Here is a 20,525-nt window from a genome sequence, read left to right as displayed (position 1 = left end):
CATGCGCGTGTTTGTTACGGGCCACCTCGGCTACATCGGCGTTCATCTCGTGGACCTGCTCAAGGCCGCGGGGCACACCGTGACCGGCTGCGACGTCGGACTCTTTGAGCGCTGCGAATGGGAGCCCTTCGTACGGCCCGATCGCGAACTGTTGCGTGACGTCCGCACGCTGACGCCGCAGGATGTCGCCGGTCACGACGCCGTGTGCCACCTGGCCGCGATTTCGAACGACCCCATGGGGGCCCTCAACCCGGAAATCACGTTCAGCGTGAACCGGGAGGGCTCCATCCACCTGGCCCGCATCTCCAAGGAGGCCGGGGTTGGCCGGTTCCTCTTCTCGGCCAGTTGTTCGGTGTACGGGAAGGGTTCCAAGCTGGATCTCGACGAGACCGATCCGCTGAATCCGCTGACGGCTTACGCGCAGTCCAAGATCGACACGGAAGCGGCCGTAAGCCAGATGGCCGGGGATGGCTTCTCGCCGGTGTTTTTGCGCAACGCAACGGCTTACGGGCACTCGCCGATGCTGCGGATTGACCTGGTCGTGAACAACCTGCTCGGCAGCGCGTTGAGCTACGGTGAAATCCGGATCCAGAGCGACGGCACGCCCTGGCGCCCATTGATCCACTGTCGCGACATCGGGCGCGCCTTCGTCGCATTTGCGGAAGCGCCGGTCGCGCGGGTCCACAACATGGCCGTTAATGTGGGTGCGAACGAAGAGAATTACCAGGTCCGGGAGATTGGTGACGAGGTGCAGCGGCTGATTCCCACGGCGCGGGTCACCTATACCGGGGAGGTGGGCGACGATTCTCGCAGTTACCGTGTGAAGTTCGACAAGCTGGCACAGGTCCTGCCCGACTTCCGACTCCAATACTCGCTGGCCAGCGGCATGGAGGAATTGCACGAGCGCATGGTGGCGCATGGTTTCAGTGCCCGGGATTTCGAAGGCAAACAGTTCGTTCGGCTCCGCACGCTCAAAGACCGACTCGATCGGCTCGGGGTCGCGGCGGTGGCGACGTAACTTCGACCGCGTCGTAGCGTCGGCCCCCCGTGGCCGCCGCAGAACACTAGATAACCATGGTATACCGCGTTCGCCACGGATTGACGGACGCTGCGATACCCTAAGCGGCCTGTAGCGGGCTGCCGCAAGAGGATGACACCCGTGCGTTTTACCCAGACCCCGGTGGCCGGTGCTTTCCTGATCGAGATCGAACCCCGGGGCGACCAGCGGGGCTTCTTTGCCCGGGCCTTCTGCGAGGAGGAGTTTCGCGCGGCGGGCCTTGTCACCCGGTTTGTGCAGGTCAACAACTCGCTCAGCGCGGAGCGCGGCACATTGCGGGGGCTGCACTACCAGTTACCGCCGCGGGCGGAGACCAAGGTCGTGCGCTGCATTCGTGGTGCGCTGTACGACGTGGTGCTCGACCTGCGGACCGGTTCGCCCACCTTCGGCCAGAGTTACGGAGCGGAGTTGTCGGCCGAGAACCGGAAGATGTTGTACGTCCCCAAGGGTTGTGCGCACGGGTTTTACACGCTCACTGACGATTGCGAGGCCTTCTACTTCGTGGACGAGTTCTACGCGCCCGAACTGGAGCGGGGGGTACGCTGGGATGACCCGCGCTTCAGAATTGCGTGGCCGGGGGCGCCGACAGTGCAATCGGAAAAGGATCGCGGGTATGCGGACTACAGCGGTACCGGCGTCGTGCTCTGAATTTTCAGGTGGCCGGAGAGTACGCCAAGCGCGCCCGGCCGACCTTGAATGCCTGTGATTTCATCGCTTTGAAATGAGAAGTTTGTCCCATACCGCACTCATCTTGGAGAGAGATCCGGAGAGTTGGTACCGCGGGAATCTCGACTCTCCCCCCGCCCTGCCCAGGAGGAGGGTTATGGAATCGCACTGCGGGACTAAACCAGTGCGAAGCTTGGAAGTGCGGCGGAATCCAAGTATACTGCTTGCAAACAGGTCGTTACGAGGTCCTGGGCCGGCCTTGCCATTAACTGAAACAGCGCTTGGGCGTCCATTGGTCGCATGAGACGATGGCGCACGACGCAGGAGCGGATACTCCCGGGAGTATTCAGTTCTGTCGTTGCGGGCGCTTTCACTTGGGGTGCCGCGCGCCACTCTGAGTCGCGGACGCGGGAGATAGGAACGTGGTGCAACCAGTGAACAACGTTCCGCTCGTTGAGACCTTCAAGTCAAACTGTCCATGTTGCGGTGCACCGCGAGATGTGCAGGTATTGCTGTGTCAATTCCACGATGTTCCAGTGCATTCGACGCTGGTGCTGGAGTCCGCCGCGGCCGCTCATGAAATTCCGCTCGGGCAGATTCAGTTGCTCCACTGCCCGCGCTGTGACGTTCTGTGGAACCAGGCCTTCGATCCCAAGTTAATTCATTATGGCAGCGGATTCGAAGAGTCGCAGTTTGGCTCGCCCACGTTTCGCCGCTTTGCCGAGCAACTTGCGCTCAACTTGACTGATCGACATGGGCTGCGCCATCGGACGGTGGTGGAACTGGGTTGCGGCAAGGCCGAGTTTCTCAGTCTGCTATGCCGGACGGCCGAGGCCCAGGGCTACGGGATTGACCCCGCCGGTGACCCGGCCCGGCTCGATCCTGGGGATGCGGGACGCGTCACGCTGCTCACCGAGTTTTATGGCGAACACCACCGTGACCTGATTCGCCGAGCCGACTTCGTCTGCTGCCGACACACGTTGGAGCACCTGCACGATTCGCTGGGTTTCTTGCGCTTGCTGCGCAGGCATCTCGATGGCCGGCCGGAGGTCCCCGTTTACTTCGATGTGCCCGACACGGAGCACGTGCTTGAAGAAGGGGCCTTTTGGGAGGCGAACTATGAGCACTGCCTGTGTTTCACGGCGACCAGTCTGGCCAACCTGTTCGAACAGGCGGGTTTTCATGTAGATCGTACGGCCCGTGAGTACGGCGGCCAGAACTTATTGATTGAAGCGCGGGCCACGGCTTCAGCGGCAACGCACCCTCCTGCGCGAGGCCCGGAGGCGTCAGAACGCGCCGCACAATTTGGCGCGCTGGTACGGTCAAGTGTGGCAGCTTGGCGCCGACTGCTGCTGGCCGCAGGGCGCCGCACCGTGCTGTGGGGTTCGGGCTCGCGGGCGGTTGGATTCCTCGGCGCCGTGGGCCTGGGCGAGCGTGAGGTACAGGCCGTCGTCGACATCAATCCCCGGCGACAGGGCCTGTACCAGCCGGGCTTCGGCCGGCCGATCCTGGCGCCCGCGGCGCTGGTGGAGGAGCCGCCCGAGCGCGTGATCGTGATGAACCCGCTGTACGTGGTGGAGATCGGCAAGTCACTCGAGGCGCTGGGCCTGCATCCGGAGATCTTGCCCGTGAACGAGCCGCCGGCCTGAGCAGGCCGCAAAGCGTGCGGCACTTTTCCCTGCAGCGCGTGCCGTAAGAGGTGCACAGGTGTCCCTAACGGTCCAACTGGTCACGTTCCGCGGGCAGCATCCGGCCACGTTTCGGGCGCTATGCATCGAAACCGAGAATGTGCTCGCGGCGCTCGGTGACGTGACGCTGTTCGATGCCCGGCAGGAGCGCCCGATCCCGCGCTGGCGTATACGCCTCGATCAGCGCTGGCCCGCGCTTTCGGAGCGGCTGCCGCCGCGCCGCTTCACGGACCCGCCGCGCACCTTTGACCTGTTGCTGGTGCAGGCGGTGGGGCTGGCCGAACTCGGATCGCTGATACCGCTCCGGGGACTGTTGCGGCGCGCGGGTCGGTCGGCCTGCTGGGTGCATGAGCTCTGGGCGCACAACCTGCCCCAGCGCACCGGCGAAGTCCGCTGGCTCAGCCAGTTCGATGCCCTCTTCGTCGGCCTCGAGAACAGTGCAGCGCCGCTGGCCGCGGCTACTGGCCGACCGACGGCGTACCTGCCGCACGCGGTCGATTGTCTCGCGTGGGCGCCACCCGCCCCGCCACCACCGCGAGTGATCGACGTGTTCTGGTACGGCCGGCGGGTCGAGAGCACGCACGAGGCGTTGCGCGCGCTGGCCCGTAAGCACGGGCTGTTCTATCTTTTCGACACCGTGCAGCCGGGCAAGCCGTACGACCTGGGCGTACACCGGCAGGCGATGATCAACCTCGCGCAGCGCACCCGGCTGATGTTCGTGACGCCGGCGAAGGCCGGTGATCCGAACCAGACGCGTGGGCAGATGGAAATCGGATACCGTTTCATGGAAGCGGCCGCGGCGGGCGCGGTGATGATCGGTGGCCGACCGACGGCTCCGGCCTGGGATCGTTTCTTTAACTGGCCGGGCGCAATCGAGGAGCTTCCGGTTGGTACCACCGAAGTGGAATACGCCGTACTCGGTTTGCTTGGAGACGAGGCCGAGCGTGAACGGCGGTCGCGGCGGGCGTGTGCCGAGGCGCTCCGACGGCTCGACATTGCGTACCGTTGGCAGGACATTTTGAAGCACTTCGGCCTGCCGACCAGTGTGGCCTTGCAGCAGCGCCTGGCGACGCTTGCGACGCGCGCTGCGGAGTTTGACGCGCCCGTGGGCGCTGGTGGGGGGGCGCTGGTGGGTGCGCTGTAGCGACTTGTCGTAGCAGTGCAGTTCCGCCCTGATTTCGCCATCTCACTCCCCAGTAGGGCTTGTGATCATGCGCATTCTTTTTACCGGTGCCAGCTCGTTCACCGGCTGCTGGTTCGTGCGGGCACTCGCGGCCGCGGGCCACACCGTGGTCGCGACGTTTCGACAACCCGCCGAAGCGTACGAAGGCGTGCGCGCCGAGCGCGTGCGGCTGGCGACAGGTGCCTGCCATCCTGTGTATGGCGTGAGTTTCGGGGATGAGGCGTTCCTGCAGTTGGTCGTGTCGGAACCGTTCGACGTACTGGCGCATCACGCGGCCGACGTGACGAACTACAAGAGCCCGGACTTCGACGTGGCCGCGGCGGTCGCGAGCAACACGCGCGGGCTGCCGCGTGTGCTGGCGGCGCTGCAGGCGCGCGAGTGCCGCCGCGTTGTATTGACCGGCAGTGTCTTCGAGCCGGGTGAAGGGGCCGGCGAGTACGAGCACGGCGTACTGCGGGCGTTCTCACCCTATGGTCTGTCGAAGGGCCTGACGGCGGAAATGTTCCGCTACTACGTCGCGGTCGCGGGCCTGCGGCTGGGCAAGTTCGTGATTCCGAATCCCTTCGGTCCGTGCGAGGAGCCGCGTTTTACGGCGTACCTTTTGCGCTCGTGGGCGGCGGGGGAGACGCCGGCGATCCGCACACCGGCGTACGTGCGCGACAACATCCACGTGTCGCTGCTGGCGGCGGCGTACGTGCGGTTCGTTGCGGAGCTGCCGACGGTGCCGGGGTTTTCGCGGTGTGCGCCCAGTCAATATGCGGAAACGCAAGGCGCGTTCGCGCAGCGCTTCGCTGCGGCCATCGCACCGCGCCTGGGACTGCCATGCCCGCTGCGGTTCGAGCAGCAGAAGGAATTTCCCGAACCGCGCGTTCGGATCAATACGGACGTATTCGCGACAGAGGACCTCCACTGGAATGAGGATGCGGCCTGGGATGAACTGGCGGCCTGGTACCGCCCGCGCCTTCAGCACACCGGATGAAGGGTCTATTCCAGTCCTCTTCCCATGCAGGGCGGGGCAGAGCGCGGGACGAGCATTTGCTGAGAAGCGCCCCTTTACCGGCCTCTCCCCAAGGGGAGCGGTGGGTTGGCTTCCGGCACTTTGACACTTGACGTCGGCCACAGGGGTCGACGCGACTCGGGCGGTGACCTGTCAGATGTCTTTTGCTGCCCTCGGCATCGTTGTCATCGGTCGCAATGAAGGGGAGCGTCTGCGCCGCTGCCTTGAATCGCTGCGGTCGGCGGGTTATCCGCTGGTTTACGTCGACTCTGCCTCGACGGATGGAAGCGTCGCACTGGCAAAGTTGCTGGGCGCGGATGTTGTCGCTCTCGACCTGACTGAGCCGTTCACCGCCGCCCGGGCGCGCAACGCGGGCTTTCGGCGGCTGGTCGAGATTGCTCCACAGGTCGAGCTTGTGCAGTTCGTCGACGGGGATTGCGAGGCATTCGCCGGGTGGCTCCCTGCAGCTACCGAATTCCTGATGCAGCATCCAACAATCGGTATTGTGGCTGGACGTGTCCGCGAGCGCTATCCCGAGGCGTCGGTGTACAACCGACTTTGTGCGCTGGAGTGGAACCGCCCGGCTGGCGAGACGCGTTACTGCGGAGGCATCGCGCTGTTTCGCCGTGTGGCTTTCGAGGCCGCCGGGGGGTTCGACCCCGAGATCATCGCCGGCGAGGAGCCCGAGCTCTGCATTCGCATCCGCCGCCGCGGTTGGCGAATCTGGCGGCTGGCTGAGGACATGGTCTGGCATGACACCGCGATGTTCCGCTTCGGCCAATGGTGGCGGCGGTCGGTTCGTGCCGGTCACGCCTACGCCGAGGGTGCGGCTCGGCATGGTGGTCCACCCGAGCGGCACTTCGTCCGCGAGACGCGCAGCATTCTGCTCTGGGGAGTACTGCTGCCGCTCGCAACGCTGGGTGCGGCTTGGCCCACCGGCGGCCTGAGTCTGGTGCTGCTGCTTGCGTACCCGCTGCTGGCGTGGCGGGTTATGCGGCGGCAACGGTTGGCTGGCTGGTCCCCCGCCGAGGCCCGGCTGTATGGCGTGTTCGTCATGCTGGGCAAGTGGCCGCAGGCATTAGGGGTGCTGAAGTTTACGCTCAACCGGTTGCGCGGACGCCGGACGCGGTTGCTGGAGTACAAGGACATGGGCCCGGCCGCGACGGGGAGGGCTGCCGAGCGCGCCCTGGAAGCGCAGAGTCACGCGCCGTTATGACGTCCGACGCTCTTGTCTATCTCGCCAGCGCTTTGCCCGCCCTCTCGGAGACGTTTGTATACAACGAGCTCTTCGCACTGCGAGCGCGGGGCGGACGCGTGTTGGCAGCGTCCGTGCATCGGCCAGCCGCCGGGCTCGGCGATCCGCGCCTGGAGGTGCTCGCCGCGGAGTCGATACCAGTCTACGGTGCCGGCGTGTGGCGCTTGCTACGCGATGCGGCGGTCGAGGGGGCGTGTCAGGGGCCGCGGGCACTGGGAACGCTGGGGCTCGCTTTGCGTGACCTGGTGTGCGCTCGCGATGTCCGTGGCGTGCGCCGCCTCAAGATTCTCTGGCAGGCCCTGGCGGCCCTGGCGCTCGCGCGGCGGCTGCGCGCCCGGGGCGTGCGCCACCTGCACGCGCACATGGCCCACGTCCCGACGACCCTCGCGATGTATGCGGCCCGCCAACTCGGGGTCACGTTCAGCTTCACGGGCCACGCGAACGACCTGTTCCCGCAGCGGGCGCTGCTGGCCGAGAAGCTGCGGCGGGCGGCATTCACCGCCTGCATCAGTCATTGGCATCGTGCGTTCTATCGCGAGGTGGTGACGGCACTGCCGGACGAACGTCTGCCGCTCGTGCGCTGCGGCGTCGAGGTGCCCAGCTCGGCTGCGACGCCCGGTCGGCGGCCGCGCCTGGAGGTCCTTGCCGTCGGGCGCCTCGTGCCCAAGAAGGGTTTTGATGTCCTCCTGCGGGCCATCGCGCAACTGGTGGCGGCCGGGTGTGACCTCACGTGCCGGATCGTCGGTGGCGGTCCCGAAGACGGCGCCCTGCGACGTCTGGCGGACGCGCTCGCACTGCGGGACCGGGTGAGTTTCGATGGGCCGCAACCTCACATGGCCGTGCAAGCCGCAGTCCGGGCGGCTGATCTCTTCGTATTGCCCTGCCGCATCGACTCGGCAGGTGACCGCGACGGCATTCCCGTGGTGCTGATGGAAGCGCTGGCGGCCGGAGTGCCGGTCGTGGCCGGCGATCTGCCTGCCATTCGTGAGCTCATTCGGCACGAGGATACGGGCCTGCTCACAGTGCCGGGCGATGTCGCTGCGGTCGCCACGGCCCTGCGCCGGCTGTACGATGATCGGGACCTGCTGCGGGCGCTCGCCACTCGCGGTCGGGCGTGGGTGGCTGAAGAGTTCGAGCGCGACGTCAACATTACACGGCTTTGCACGGCCTTCGCGCAGCACACCGCGGTCCAGAATGTGTGCCAGGTGTCCACGGGGCTGCGGCACGGGGACGAAGGTTCCGGCCGTTACCCGACCACGTAAGGTCAGTGACGATCTCAAAATAGGGCTCACTCGGCATGTCCGCACCCCGCCTGCTCGTGATCTCCCCACTGCGCAACGAGGCGCAGTACATCGAGCGCACCATCGCCTCGATGGTCGCGCAGACCGTGCGGCCCGCCATCTGGCTGATCGTCGACGACGGCTCGACCGATGCCACGCCGGAGATCGTGGCCGCGGCCGCGGCGCAGCACCCCTGGATTCGCCTGCACCGCCGCGCCGACCGCGGCGTGCGCAAGGTCGGCGGCGGCGTGGTGGAGGCCTTCGACGAGGGGCTGGCGCTTTACGACCTGGCCGATTTCGACTACGTCTGCAAGCTCGACGGGGATCTCGAATTCCAGCCGGTCTACTTCGAGCGCCTTTTTGATAAGTTTTCGGCCGATCCGCGCCTTGGCACCGCCAGTGGCAAGTCCTGGATTCGCGTCGGCGATCGGCTTGTCTGGGAGCGCACCAGCGACGATTTCTCGCAAGGCCAGACCAAGCTCTACCGCGTCGCCTGCTTTCGCGACATCGGCGGCTTCGTCCGCGAGGTGATGTGGGATGGCATCGACTGCCACCGCTGCCGCATGCTGGGCTGGCGGGCCCGCAGCTTCCGTGATGAGGACCTGCGTTTCATCCACCTTCGCCCGATGGGTTCCTCTTTCAAGGGCATCTACACCGGCAGGTTGCGCTGGGGCTACGGCCAATACTTCATGGGCACGCATCCGCTCTACGCCCTGGCGATCGGGGTGTACCGGGCCATCGAACGCCCCTGGCTGCTGGGCGGTGTTTTGATCCTCGCAGGGTACCTCGGTGGCTACCTTCGCCGGCGCCCGCGTTACCCCGACCCGGTATTCCGCCGATACCTCAGACAATGGCAGTTGGCGCGTCTGCGGCTGGCTCCCCCCCCGCCTTCGCCGGCGGCGGGTATGCCTGAGCCGGCACTGTCGTCAGCGGTCGGATCGTAGGTCGCGGAGACTCTTCACCGGGCCCCGCCCAGGAGCGCCGCCCCCGTTCGGGCCAATCATGACCCCTCCCATCTGCGACCCCGTGGAGGTCGCCGCCAGCCGCCGCTTTCGGCGCCACGCGCTCCTGATCGTCGTGGCGGCGGCGCTGCTGCGCGCCCTGTGGGCGCTCGCGGTGCCCGTCGAGCCGGTCTCCGACAGCGCCCGCTACGATTTCTTCGCCCAGCGACTCGCGGCCGGGCTCGGCTACACCGAAGCGGGCGGCCGCCCGACCGCGTACTGGCCGGTCGGTCCCTCCTTCCTCTACTCCCTCGCGTTTCGCTGCACGGGTAACGACACGCCGGCGCGGTTCCAGGCCGCGGCGGTGCTCAACCTGCTGCTCGGCGTCGGCGCGGTCGCCCTTGTAATTGTCCTCGGCCGCACCTGGGTCGGGCCGCGGGCGGCGCTGGCGGGCGGCTGGCTGCTCACCCTTTGGCCGAGCCAGATCCAGTTCACCACCGTGCTCAACAGCGAGCTGCCGATGGTGTTCTTCATGCTGCTCGCGGCGGCCGTCTGGTGGCCGGCGATGCGGCGGCCGGCGGCGTGGCACGGGCGGGCGCTGGTGGCGGGCGTGTGCCTGGCCGCGGCGGCCTACATGCGGCCGACGGCCCTGTTGCTGCCGGTGGTCTTCTGCCTGCCGGGGCTGGTGTGGGGGCCGCGGCGGCTGGTGACGGTGGCCGGGGGCGTGCTGATGGTCGCGGCGCTGGTCGGGGTGTTGCTGCCGTGGTCGCTGCGGAACCAGCGCGAGTTGGGCGACTTCGTGCTCATCAGCACGAACGGCGGGGTGAACTTCTGGATGGGCAACAACCCGCAGGCGTGGGGCGGATACATGCCGCCGCCGCCCATGGAGCAGTTCGGGTCGGAGCCGGCCCGCGACCGCGGGTTGAAGGCCGAGGCACTTGCTTACATCCGGGCCGAGCCGGCCGCGTTCGCCAAGCGTACGCTGGTGAAGGCGGTGCGGCTGCACGAACGCGAGAGCATCGGCATCGGCTGGAACGAGCCGGGGCTACGGAGGGCGCTGGCGGGTGTGGGTGGCGCTGGCGCGAGTGGCGCGGGGTCGTCGACGGCCGCCGACCGCGTGCTCTTCGCGGCGAAGCTGGCGACGAATGTGTACTGGTGGCTCGTGCTGCTGCTGGCGGTCGTGGGGGTGGGGCGGATGCTGCTCGTTGGGCCGCGGTTCGACGATGCGTCACCCGCCGTAACGCCGGGGGGAGGCGGGCCGGGTGGCGGGGCGGCGGGCCGCCTCCTGGGTACCCTCCTGTCCCCGCCGGTGTTAATGTGGGGCTACTTCACGGCCGTGCACGCGGTCAGCGTGATCCAGGACCGTTACCATTTCGCCGCGATTCCGGCGATCGCCCTGCTGGCGGGGGTGGCGGTGGTTGGGTGGACGCAGGCCAGGGTAGCCCTGCTTACCAGCCGGGATGTGCAGCGCGGCTCCGCGCCGGCCCCGGAGTCCGCATGTACCTTGTAGTCATCAACGTGCCGTTTCGCGGCTGCGGGTCAGGTGCCGCCGAGGTCACGAGCGACTGGGCGCGCTCGCTGGAGTTGCTGCGCGACTCCTTCCACGGCCGCTTCGGTCCGATCGTCGTCGCCGCGCCCGAGTTGCCACCCGGTGACGGCCCGATCGGCTCCCAGGCGTCGCAGCGACTCGAAGCCGAGCGCGATGACATCACCTTCGTGCGCCTGGGCGATACGCGCTGGCGCGCCCGGCAGTTCTGGTGGCATCACCGCGAGATTCGCGCGAAGTGCCGTGATCTCGCGCGACAGGCAGACGTGGTACATTGCGGCATCAACAATCTGTGGCAACCCTACTCGTACTTCGGCTTCCGCGCGGCCCTGTGGGCCGGTGCCACTACCGTCTTCGTACAGGACGGGGATGCGATCGGCCGGCTCTTCGACCTCGTTGCCGGCGCCGCCTGGCATCGCCGCACTTTCACCACCCTGTATTGCCGGCTGTACTACGAGCTGACGCGCCGCGCCGTCGCGCGGGCTGATCTCAGTCTGCTTAAAGGACACGCGGTGAACGCCCGTTACGCTCAGCACGCGCGCTGTGCACGGGATTTCTACAACACTACCTTCGCTGAGGATGACATCATCGGGGCAGATGCTCTCGCGGCCAAACGCGCGCTCATTCAGCAGGAAGGCCCGATTCACTGCCTCGCGCTCGGGCGTATTGTCGACATCAAGGGGCTAGACCACTCGATCGCGGCCATCGCGGCCGCGCGACAGCAAGGTGCCGCGGTCGAGTTGGATCTGATCGGCGACGGGCCGGACGAGCCCCGCCTGCGGGCGTTCGCGGAGCGGCTGGGTGTGGCGGCGGCGGTGCGGTTCTGTGGCCGGCGGCCGTACGGCCCGGAGCTGCTCGCGGAGGTGGCGCGCTACCACCTGCTGCTGTTTACCTCAACGGCGGACGAGACGCCGCGGGCCCTGTTCGACGGGCTGGCGGGGGGGTGCGGGCTGCTGGCGTTCGACCTGCCGTTCACCCGGCAGGTGGTCGAGGAAATCGGGCACGGTGCGGTCGTGCCCCGTGGCGACACCGCAGCGCTGGCGGCGGAACTGGTGCGGCTGCACACGGACCGGGCTGCGCTTGCGGAGTGGGTTTGGACCGCGGCCCAGGCAGCACCGGAACACACGGCGGAGCGCTGGTACGCACGGCGCGCGGCGTGGACGATCGAGGCGTACGAGCGGGACATATCGACCAAGAGAATTCACGCGTCTGGCTCCCGCATGGCCACGGATATCCATTCATGAGCAACCAAGTCCGCGTACTGTTGCTGGCTGAGGCGTGCAATCCGGATTGGCCGTCGTTGCCGATCGTGGGATACAAGGCAGCGCGGGCGCTGGCCGAGGTGGCCGACGTTACGCTCGTGACGCAAGTGCGCAACAAGCCGGCCATCGAGACACGCGGCGAACTTCAGGACGTCGTCTATATCGACAACGAGTTCGTCGCTCGACCCTTCTACCGGCTCGGCAACCTGGTCCGCGGCGACAAGCGCGTCGGCTGGACGACGGCGATGGCGTTCTCCTATCCGGCGTACCTGGCATTCGAGTACCTCGCCTGGCGGCGTTTTCGCACCGACCTGCGGACCGGGCGGTTCGACGTGGTGCACCGGCTGACGCCGATGTCGCCGACATTACCGAGTCCGCTGGCGAAGTGGTCGCCGGTGCCCTTCGTACTCGGTCCACTGAACGGCGGGCTGCGCTGGCCGCGGGAGTTCTCGGCCGAGCGGCGGCGTGAGCGGGAGTGGCTGTCGTACATCCGGGGTGCGTACCGGTTGCTGCCCTACTGGCGGAGCACGTATCGCCATGCAACCGTGGTCATGGGGGGTTTTGGCCACACCTGCGACGAGGTGCGCAGCGCGTGCCGCGGCACGCTCCTGGACGTGGCGGAGGTGGGGTACGACCCGGAGGTGTTCCACCCGCCGGCCGTGCCGCGCGGCCCGCGGGAGCGGCTGACCTTCCTGTTCGCAGGCCGGCTGGTGCCGTACAAGTGCCCGGATGTGGTGGTGCGGGCATTCGTGGGCAGCGCAGCGCTACATGGGCACAAGCTGGTGATCGCGGGGGACGGTCCGGAGCGGCCGGGAATGGAGCGCGTGGTTGTGGAGGCCGGCGCGATGGACCGGGTGGAGTTCGTGGGCGCGCGGCAGCAGGCGGAGGTCGCCGAGTTGATGCGGGCAGCGGATGTGTTCGTGTTCCCCTCCATCCGGGAGTTGGGTGCGGGAGTGGTGGTGGAGGCGATGGCGAGCGGCCTGGCGAGCATCGTGGTGGACTACGGCGGCCCGGGCGGCCTGGTTGACGAGCGAACCGGGATCAAGCTGCCGTTGGGGACGAAGGAGGAACTGGTGGCGGGGACGCGGCGCACGATGGAGCGGCTGGCGGCCGATCCGGCGCTGGTGGTGAGATTGGGAGCGGCGGCGGCGGAAGCCCGGAAGAAGTGGACCTGGGCGGCGAAGGCGCAGCAGTGTGTGGCGGTGTATTCTATACTGGCGCAGACCGGACCAACGGGTAAGCGGCAAATGAATCTCGTGAGGAGTGGAGCTTGATTCTCAGAGCCATCCGAGATCTGTGCTTCCCTCGAGGAGTCTCGCCAAGAACCATTCGGTTCGGTTTGGCGCGTGGTGAGCGCCTTCTGATTGATTTCCGCTACGATACAGCATTTTACTTTGGAACATATGAGTCGGAGTTAAATCCGTACATCCTTAGCTATGTTCGTGCGGGGTCAAAGTGCTTCGACGTTGGTGGGCATCGTGGATGGGATGCAATCATCTTTGCAAAATTATCAATGTGTGAGGTTGTAAGTTTCGAGGCGAACGCAGCAAATGTAAAATTCCTGCGTGAATCAGCGGCATGTTCGGGACGGTTGATTACTGTGGTTGAGAAGTATGTTACGGCATGTGCGCAAAGCGAGAGAGAGATAACGCTGGACACCGCTGCCGTGCAGTATTTCATGCCTGACTTCATCAAGATTGACGTGGAGGGCGCAGAACTCCATGTTCTCCAGGGGGCCGAGGACATCCTCCGCAAGCGTAAGCCATCTCTTGTGATCGAAGTACACAGCGTGTTATTAGAGAGCCAGTGCATCGAGTTGCTGCGATCTTTTGGGTATATGCCGATCATTGTGAACCGGAAGTGGCGAATAGGTCGAGAGCGTCGTGGGAAAGGCCATAACCGCTGGCTTGTCTGCGGTGGTGAATCCGATGCGCAAGGAGTATCATGAGCGTTGCTTACTTAATTCCGGAGTGGCCGAGCCAGACTCACATCTGGATGTGGCGTGAGATAACACGGCTTAGGTCGGACGGATGCAACCTCATGATTGTGTCTACGCGACGCCCGAAGGAAGCGGATCGTGCTCGCCACCAGTTTGCGGAAGAAGCGGAACGTGAGACGGAATACCTCTGGCCGGCATCACTTCGTGAGATGGCTGAGAGCGTCGGATGGGCGCTGCTGACGCGACCGGTAGGATTATTGCGATGTATTTGGATGGCACTAACACTGCCAGTAACAACCCGACCAGGATGGAGACACCTGCTGCCACTAGTGGTTCCCGCCTGTATTCTAGCGCGCTTCATGAAACGCAAAGGTCTGAAACACTTACACTCACAGAGTGCCAAAGCGTGTGCGATTCTCTGTATGATGGTTCGACGCTTGGGTATTGGCAGCTACTCGGTCGTCGTTAATGCAAATCTCGACTGGTGGGGTGGGGCTATGGCCGAAAAGCTCGGCGAAGCCGCATTCGTAGTGGTGCATGCTCGCTGGATTGGAGAGGACATCCTCCGTCGGTATTCTAGGGTGTCGGCGGGTCATTTAGTCTATGCACCAGTTGGTGTGGAGACGGCGAAATGGACAATGACTACGGTCGGTGGAGTACGTCATGATAGTACCTTTCGAATAGTGAGTGTGGGGCGCTTGCATCCCTCCAAGGGACATGATGTGCTAATCCGTGCAGTTGCGGAGCTGCGCGCTGCGGGTATGTCGGTTGAGCTCCGGATCATAGGGTCAGGGCCTGCTGAGCATGAATTGTGTCGCGTGATCGGTGAGCATGATCTGCAGGAGTATGTTATGCTCTTAGGTTCACGCAGCGAAGACGACGTGATGGCGGAATTACGTAACGCAAGTGCTTTTGCACTAGCATCACATGCGGAGCCGCTTGGTGTTGTTTATATGGAAGCAATGGCGCTGGGCCTGCCTGTGGTGGGCACGGCAGCGGGGGGCGTAGGTGAGATCATCACGCCCGGCGAGACTGGTCTTCTAGTTCCACCGAATGATGTAAGTGCGATGGCGGAAGCAATCCGCATGCTCTGCTCGGACCGTGCACTGTGCGAGCGACTTGGTGCAGCGGCACGTGCATCCATCGTCACTCACTATGATGCGGCCATAGGTGCCCAGCGTCTACGGAATGTGCTTCAGAGTGTGACGACTGAATAGCGCACATGTGCCGACACGCCGATAGGGGGCTATGCTGTTATGGCTCCACAGCACCAATGCTAACACTTCCCGTTGGTCGGGGGATTCCATTAGTATCCACTCTGCACCACGGCAATACACTGGGCGTGCCTGCGCCGATGCAGGGCGAGCTCGCGGTTAATGCAAGAGATCCAGACTCGATACCGCTAAACTGCGGACTTGCCAAGGTAGAAGCGAGGTCCATGCCGATCGCCTGCCAAGCGGCAAGATTATACCCCGTTCCGTTGAGTCGAAATGGGTTTGGGATCGATGGCAGATGAATGCTGTTATAGTCACTTCGCACAGCGGTGGCGTCTGCAATCGAAAGGAAGAAGCTGCTTGCGGTATCGGTCACCGCGGTGGTGCCGAATGCGTTATTCAGAAATTCGAAGCCGTATCCATTTGCTATGATCTGCGCGCTGATCGAGGAGTAGCGTGCCCACCGATGATCATTTGAGGAAGGATCGACATACATGCTGTTATTCAACACACGCACGTTGCGGTGATAGTAATTGTTATTGAGGTAGCCGGTCAGTAGGGCAACAAGCGAAGCAGGTCTCCATGATACAGCGCGATTGTTGACGACAGTGAGTCGATCGCAACCATTGAATTGCACAAAAGCCGGTGAGTTCTGGTTGTAATTTTCGAAATAGTTGCCGGCGATCATTACATGAGCAGGCATAAGGGTACTACTGTCACCAGCACCAGTCACTTGGCCATCCGGAAAATAGTTGGCGAGGCAACTCAGCCATCTTCCCTCTCGGCCGACTTCATCGGAGCACATCAGACGAATACCGTATTTTGAGGTCGTTTCCGCGCGGAAGTCGTTGTATGAAAGCAGTAGCTTGCTGGTATAGGTCCTTAGAAGCGCTTCTTCATTGTTTTTACGGAGCACGCAGCCAAGGAAGGCAGTGCGCAAATTGTCGCCAACCCAAACATGGTACTTCTTGGTGTCGTGAACCTCGCAATCCTGCACAATGTTGTTCGTACGCCAGCTAAGGCTGAACCCACCATTCATGTTGTCCACGCGCGTGCGCAGGGCAATGGAGCCGTTCCCAAGCGACGCGAAGCCCGATCCTGGGGCGGATTCCGTAGGATAAGTGCCTGCAATCCAAAGGTCGACGAAGCGCGTATCTACCATACCTCCGCCATTGACGAATGCGCTCGATCCTATGATCGCGAACTTCGGCCGGTCGCCCGCGCCGTAGGCCCCGACCAGTGACGGCCCATCCGTATTCCGAGTCGTGCCCGTCGTCACCGGGAACGAATCCCCGCGCTTGAACAGCACGCGGACGTTCGGTGCCAACAGCGTCATCGCCTTGTCGAACGACCGGTACGGGCTCGCCTGGGTCCCGGTGCCGGTCGTGTCGTTGCCGCTGGCCGCGAAGTAGTACGTCTGCCCGTGCGGCGGGTGGAAGGCGACCTCGGGGTCCTCGACCGTCACGGTCTGCTGGTACGTGTACTCGTTATCCACATCGTCGATGATCCGCAGCGTCACGGTGTACGTGCCCGGCTGCTCGTAGACGTGGGCCGCGTTCCAGCCGAAGGCCTTGTTCTTCGCAAACCACGAGCCGTCGGACTTCTTCGCGCCGCGCTCCCAGTACCACAGCGGGTCGGTGGGGCTGGCGTCGCCCGGGGCGGGGTTCCCGAAATCCCATTCGTAGTGGAAGCTCGCCCAGTCGGCGTTCAGCCCGCCGTTCTCGATCGAGATCGTATCGGTCTTGTTCGACGCCGGCAGCGCGGCCGGGTTCACCCAGACGTGCAGGGCCGAGGAGCCGCTGCCGCTGGGGAGCGCGAAGTTGCCGCCGGCGGAGACGTCGACAGTGGGGCCGGCGGGGTGGCCGGGGGCGGCCCAGCGGAGCGTCTTGGCGGCGGCGCCGAAGGTCAGAGTGCCGGCGCCGAGCGGGGTGTTGGCCGTCACGCGGGTGATGCGCACGCCGGTGGTGTTGGTGGGGTGGTCGCCGAAGCCGCGCGGCTGCACGACGCCGCTGGTCCACGCGGGGGCGGGGGTATCGATGACATCGAAGAAGACACCGAGCGGGGCGACGCCGCCGGTTCGGCTGGCGGTCGTCATCGGCGGATCGCCGCCGCCCGCGGGGCTGATGCTAAGGACGACGGGGCGGGGGGCGTTTCCGCAGGCGTTGGTCGTGTTGGTGAAGGTGACGGTGTCGCTGTGGACGGCGCTGCCGAGGTCGTTGGCGCTGGCGTTCAGCGTGACGGTGACCGTGTCGGAGGCGCCGGCAGCGAGGGTGCCGCTGGCCTTGGACAGCGTGACCCAGGGCTTCGTCTTGGCGGCGGTCCAGTTGAGGGGCTGGCCGCCCGAGTTGGTGAGGGTGTAGGTCTTACTGCTGGGTCCGAAGGGGCCACCCTCGGAGCCGGTGGCGCTCAAGCCGTCGCCGGGGGTGACGGCGAGGCAGCCCGGGGGTGCGGTGATGCTGAGGGCGACGGCACGCGTGGCGGTGCCATTGCCGTTGGTGGTGTTGGTGAAGGTGACGGTGTCACTGTAATTACCCGCGACGAGCTGCTCGGCGTTACTGTTCAGGTTGACCGTGACGGTGGCGGAACCGCCGGGCGTCAGCGTGCCGCCGTTGGCACTGAGTGAGAGCCAGACGGCCGTCTTGGCGACGGTCCAGGTCATATTCTGGCCGCCGGAGTTGGTGACCGTGTAGCTGGCGGAGGCGGGCGTGAAGGGGCCGCCCTGCGGTCCGCCGGGGGTGTAGCTGGTGGCGGGGGAAACGCTCATAGCCGCGGGGAGCGCGGTGATGGTGAGCGTGACCCCGCGGGTCGTGCTGCCGTTGCCATTGGTGGTGTTGGTGATGTTGACGGTGTCGGTCTGGGTGCCGGCGCTGAGCGCATTGGCGTTGTTATTGATGGAGACGGTGAGCGTGGCGGTGGCACCGGCGGCGAGGGTGCCGCTGGTGGGGGAGAGGGTAAGCCATGACTTCGTCTTAGAGGCGGACCAGTTGAGCGACTGGCCGCCGGTGTTGGTGAGGGTGTAGGCCTGTGAATTGGGGGCGAAGGGGCCGCCCTGGTTGCCGGAACTGCTGAACGCGGTGGCCGGGGTGACACTGAGCGTGCCAGCCGGCGGGTTCACGGTGAGGGCGACGGCGCGCGTGGTGGTGCCGGAGCCGTCGGTGGTGTTGGTGAAGGTGAGGGTGTCGCTGTAGCTGTTGGCGGTCAGCGCGTTGGCATTGTTGTTCACACTAACGGTGACGGTGGTCTGCGCACCGGCGGCGAGCGTGCCGCTGGTGGGTGACGAGAGCGTCAGCCAGGTAGCCGTCTTGGTGGCGGACCAGTTGAGGGTCTGGCCGCCGGTGTTCTGGAGCGTGTAGGCGCGGCTGGCGGGAGTAAAGGGGCCGCCCTGGGTGCCGCTGAGGGTGTACACGCTGGTCGGGCTGACGGTGAGCGTACCCGGTGGTGGGTTGACCGTCAGGGTGACACTGCGGGTCGTCGTGCCGGCGTTGTTGCTCGTATTGGTGAAGGTAAGCGTATCCGTGTGCGTACCGGAACTGAGCACATTCGCATTGCTGTGGAGCGAGGCCGTGACGGTGGCCGTTGCGCCAGCGGCGAGCGTTCCGCCGGTGGCGGAAAGCGCGACCCAGCCCTGCGTCTTGGCGGCGGACCAGTTGAGGGGTTGACCGCCATCGTTCCTGAGGGTGTAGGATTGCGACGGGGGGTCGAACGGCCCCCCGGGGTTGCCGGCGCTGTGGAAGGCGGCGGTGGGGGTGACGGTCAGGGACGGGCCGGCTGCGAGAATGGTTACGCGCAAGTTGTCGGCGGCAGAGCCACCGTCGTTGTCGGTGACGACGAGGGTGATGTCGTGAATGCCCACGGGGAGCGTGACCTCGACGACCGGCTCGGCGGCGCTGACGAGGGTGGTCTGGTTGCCGGACGGGCCGGAGAGCCAGAGGTAAGAATCAATGGTGCCGTCGGGATCGCTGCTGGCACTGCCATCGAGGGTGACTTGGTGCGTGCCATTGTTGTCAGTATCGACATGCGTCTGATCGGGGCCGGCATGGGCGACGGGCGGCAGGTTGGTCGGGGCAACGACGCTGATCTGCACGGAGACCTGGCCGGTGGCTCCGAAGGTGTCGGTGACAATCAGGGTGATGGTATGGACCCCGATCGGGAGTACGACCGTTGCGTAGGGCGTAGCACCTTGGTAGAGCAGCGTCTGGCCGAGAAACCACTGGTAGCTGACGATACTGTCGCCTTCGTCGGGATCGTAGCTGCGTGAGCCGTTGAGGATGACGGTTTCCTGACCGTCCTTGTCGGTGTCGATGTAAGAGTCATTTGAGCCGGCGTCGGCGACCGGGGGCTGGTTGCCGGACGGGTCTTCGCGCGTGGACTTGACCGTGACCGTGACGGTGTCGTTGGCCGACTGCGCGCCGGCGGTCACGGTAAGCTGGAAGACCAGGGCCGTAGTTGCGACGACCGGTGGTGCGACGAACGCGGGTTGCGGTGCGTTAGGGGCGTCGAGCGTGACGCGCGGACCGCTGAGTTGCTGCCAGGCGTAGGCGAGCGGGAGGCCGTGGCCAGTACTGTTCGTGCCGTCCAAGTAGACGACGGTAGCGCTGTTGACAGTCTGGTCGGGGCCGGCATCGGCAATGGGTGGGGCGGCGTCGACGACGCCCGCGACGGCGGTAAGGTTGACCGCGGTGCTGGCAACCGCCACTGGCCCAAAGGGCAGGACCAGCGAGAGCGTTACGGTCCAAAGGCCGGCTTGGGCGTAAGTGTGGCTCACGTTGGGATCCGCCGTGCTGGCGTTGCTTCCATCCCCAAAATCCCACCGGAAGGCCGTGGCCGCCGGGAGGAACGCCTCGAACCCTTGGAGGGTACGGGCGCTGAAGGCGACGGTCAAGTTATTTCCGGTCGCGGCTTCGAGGGTCACGGGCGGTATAGCGAGCACCTCGGTAGTGGCGGAGAAGGCGGCCTGGGTGGCATCGATCGCGGTGAGCTGGACGGCATAGAGGCCGGGGGCGTTGAAAGTGTGATAAACCGTTTCACCTGAGCCCGTAGAGCCATCATCGAAGTCCCAATCGAAGGCCACGAAAGTGCCGTTGGGCGAACTCCCGGTGGCGCGGAGCTCGGTGGTGAGGGGGACTACTCCAGCGCGTGGGCTGGATTGGGCCGCGAGGCCGCCGACACCGTTGGGATTGTTCCAGATGTCACCACTCCACGCATCCGGATCGAGGGGGTTCGTGGGCGTGGCGCCCCCACAGCCAGCCAAGGTGCCCACCGTGATCGCACTACTGATGAGGAGGAGGGTGAGGACCAGCTTGCGGGTCGTCATGGCCTTTCGACCTCCGGTATTTTACCGGTACGAGAGCGGAATTACCCGCAACCAAGGGTCACTTGGGGCGAGTTCACCGTTTACAAAACCCCCAGATTTACAGATAGTGTGCCAATCGATGTGCGAATGGGCAAACGCTAGACAGGGGACGTGCGGCGGCGCGGGGTCCTAAAAAGTGCTCGC

General features: G+C 65.2%; 14 protein-coding genes. 13 read left to right on the top strand and 1 reads right to left on the bottom strand.

Going from position 1 to position 20,525, the window contains the following annotated elements; genetic code table 11:
- Position 1: 1 nt before the first annotated feature.
- The 13 genes from IPM18_04800 (at position 2) to IPM18_04740 (ending at position 15,031) form a co-directional block, all read left to right on the top strand.
- Positions 2-1,018, top strand: a complete 1,017-nt coding sequence (locus IPM18_04800; GenBank protein MBK9118910.1) for an NAD(P)-dependent oxidoreductase — start codon at positions 2-4, stop codon at positions 1,016-1,018.
- Positions 1,019-1,159: 141 nt separating this feature from the next.
- On the top strand, positions 1,160-1,705 hold the full coding sequence (gene rfbC / locus IPM18_04795) for a dTDP-4-dehydrorhamnose 3,5-epimerase (protein MBK9118909.1): 546 nt from the start codon (positions 1,160-1,162) through the stop codon (positions 1,703-1,705).
- A 554-nt stretch (positions 1,706-2,259) separates the two neighbouring features.
- Positions 2,260-3,372, top strand: a complete 1,113-nt coding sequence (locus tag IPM18_04790; GenBank protein ID MBK9118908.1) for a methyltransferase domain-containing protein — start codon at positions 2,260-2,262, stop codon at positions 3,370-3,372.
- A 58-nt stretch (positions 3,373-3,430) separates the two neighbouring features.
- Entirely contained in the window at positions 3,431-4,555 is a 1,125-nt protein-coding gene (locus IPM18_04785; protein ID MBK9118907.1) for a glycosyltransferase, read from the top strand.
- Between the two features lie 67 nt (positions 4,556-4,622).
- Positions 4,623-5,573, top strand: coding sequence for an NAD(P)-dependent oxidoreductase (locus IPM18_04780; protein ID MBK9118906.1), 951 nt, complete (start codon positions 4,623-4,625; stop codon positions 5,571-5,573).
- 175 nt (positions 5,574-5,748) lie between these two features.
- A complete protein-coding gene (locus IPM18_04775) occupies positions 5,749-6,807 on the top strand; it encodes a glycosyltransferase family 2 protein (protein MBK9118905.1) in 1,059 nt (352 codons plus the stop codon).
- Entirely contained in the window at positions 6,804-8,108 is a 1,305-nt protein-coding gene (locus tag IPM18_04770) for a glycosyltransferase (GenBank protein ID MBK9118904.1), read from the top strand. The genes IPM18_04775 and IPM18_04770 overlap by 4 nt, the downstream gene beginning before the upstream one ends.
- Before the next feature lie 35 nt (positions 8,109-8,143).
- The gene (locus tag IPM18_04765; protein MBK9118903.1) at positions 8,144-9,070 is read left to right on the top strand and encodes a glycosyltransferase family 2 protein; all 927 of its coding nucleotides are present in this window, start codon (positions 8,144-8,146) and stop codon (positions 9,068-9,070) included.
- 58 nt (positions 9,071-9,128) lie between these two features.
- Complete coding sequence (locus IPM18_04760; GenBank protein ID MBK9118902.1) at positions 9,129-10,577, top strand: glycosyltransferase family 39 protein; 1,449 nt, start codon at positions 9,129-9,131, stop codon at positions 10,575-10,577.
- A complete protein-coding gene (locus tag IPM18_04755; protein MBK9118901.1) occupies positions 10,565-11,857 on the top strand; it encodes a glycosyltransferase family 4 protein in 1,293 nt (430 codons plus the stop codon). The genes IPM18_04760 and IPM18_04755 overlap by 13 nt, the downstream gene beginning before the upstream one ends.
- Entirely contained in the window at positions 11,854-13,149 is a 1,296-nt protein-coding gene (locus tag IPM18_04750) for a glycosyltransferase family 4 protein (protein ID MBK9118900.1), read from the top strand. The genes IPM18_04755 and IPM18_04750 overlap by 4 nt, the downstream gene beginning before the upstream one ends.
- A complete protein-coding gene (locus IPM18_04745; protein ID MBK9118899.1) occupies positions 13,146-13,823 on the top strand; it encodes an FkbM family methyltransferase in 678 nt (225 codons plus the stop codon). The genes IPM18_04750 and IPM18_04745 overlap by 4 nt, the downstream gene beginning before the upstream one ends.
- A gap of 413 nt (positions 13,824-14,236) precedes the next feature.
- Positions 14,237-15,031, top strand: a complete 795-nt coding sequence (locus tag IPM18_04740) for a glycosyltransferase family 4 protein (protein ID MBK9118898.1) — start codon at positions 14,237-14,239, stop codon at positions 15,029-15,031.
- 37 nt (positions 15,032-15,068) lie between these two features.
- Here IPM18_04740 and IPM18_04735 read toward each other — a convergent pair whose 3' ends face one another.
- Complete coding sequence (locus IPM18_04735) at positions 15,069-20,342, bottom strand: PKD domain-containing protein (GenBank protein MBK9118897.1); 5,274 nt, start codon at positions 20,340-20,342, stop codon at positions 15,069-15,071.
- Positions 20,343-20,525: the final 183 nt, after the last annotated feature.

The organism is Phycisphaerales bacterium (genome assembly GCA_016716475.1).
Taxonomy (GTDB): Bacteria; Planctomycetota; Phycisphaerae; order UBA1845; family Fen-1342; genus JADJWG01.
Note: the sequence above shows the minus strand (reverse complement) of the source record. Positions and strands in the feature narration are given on the sequence as shown.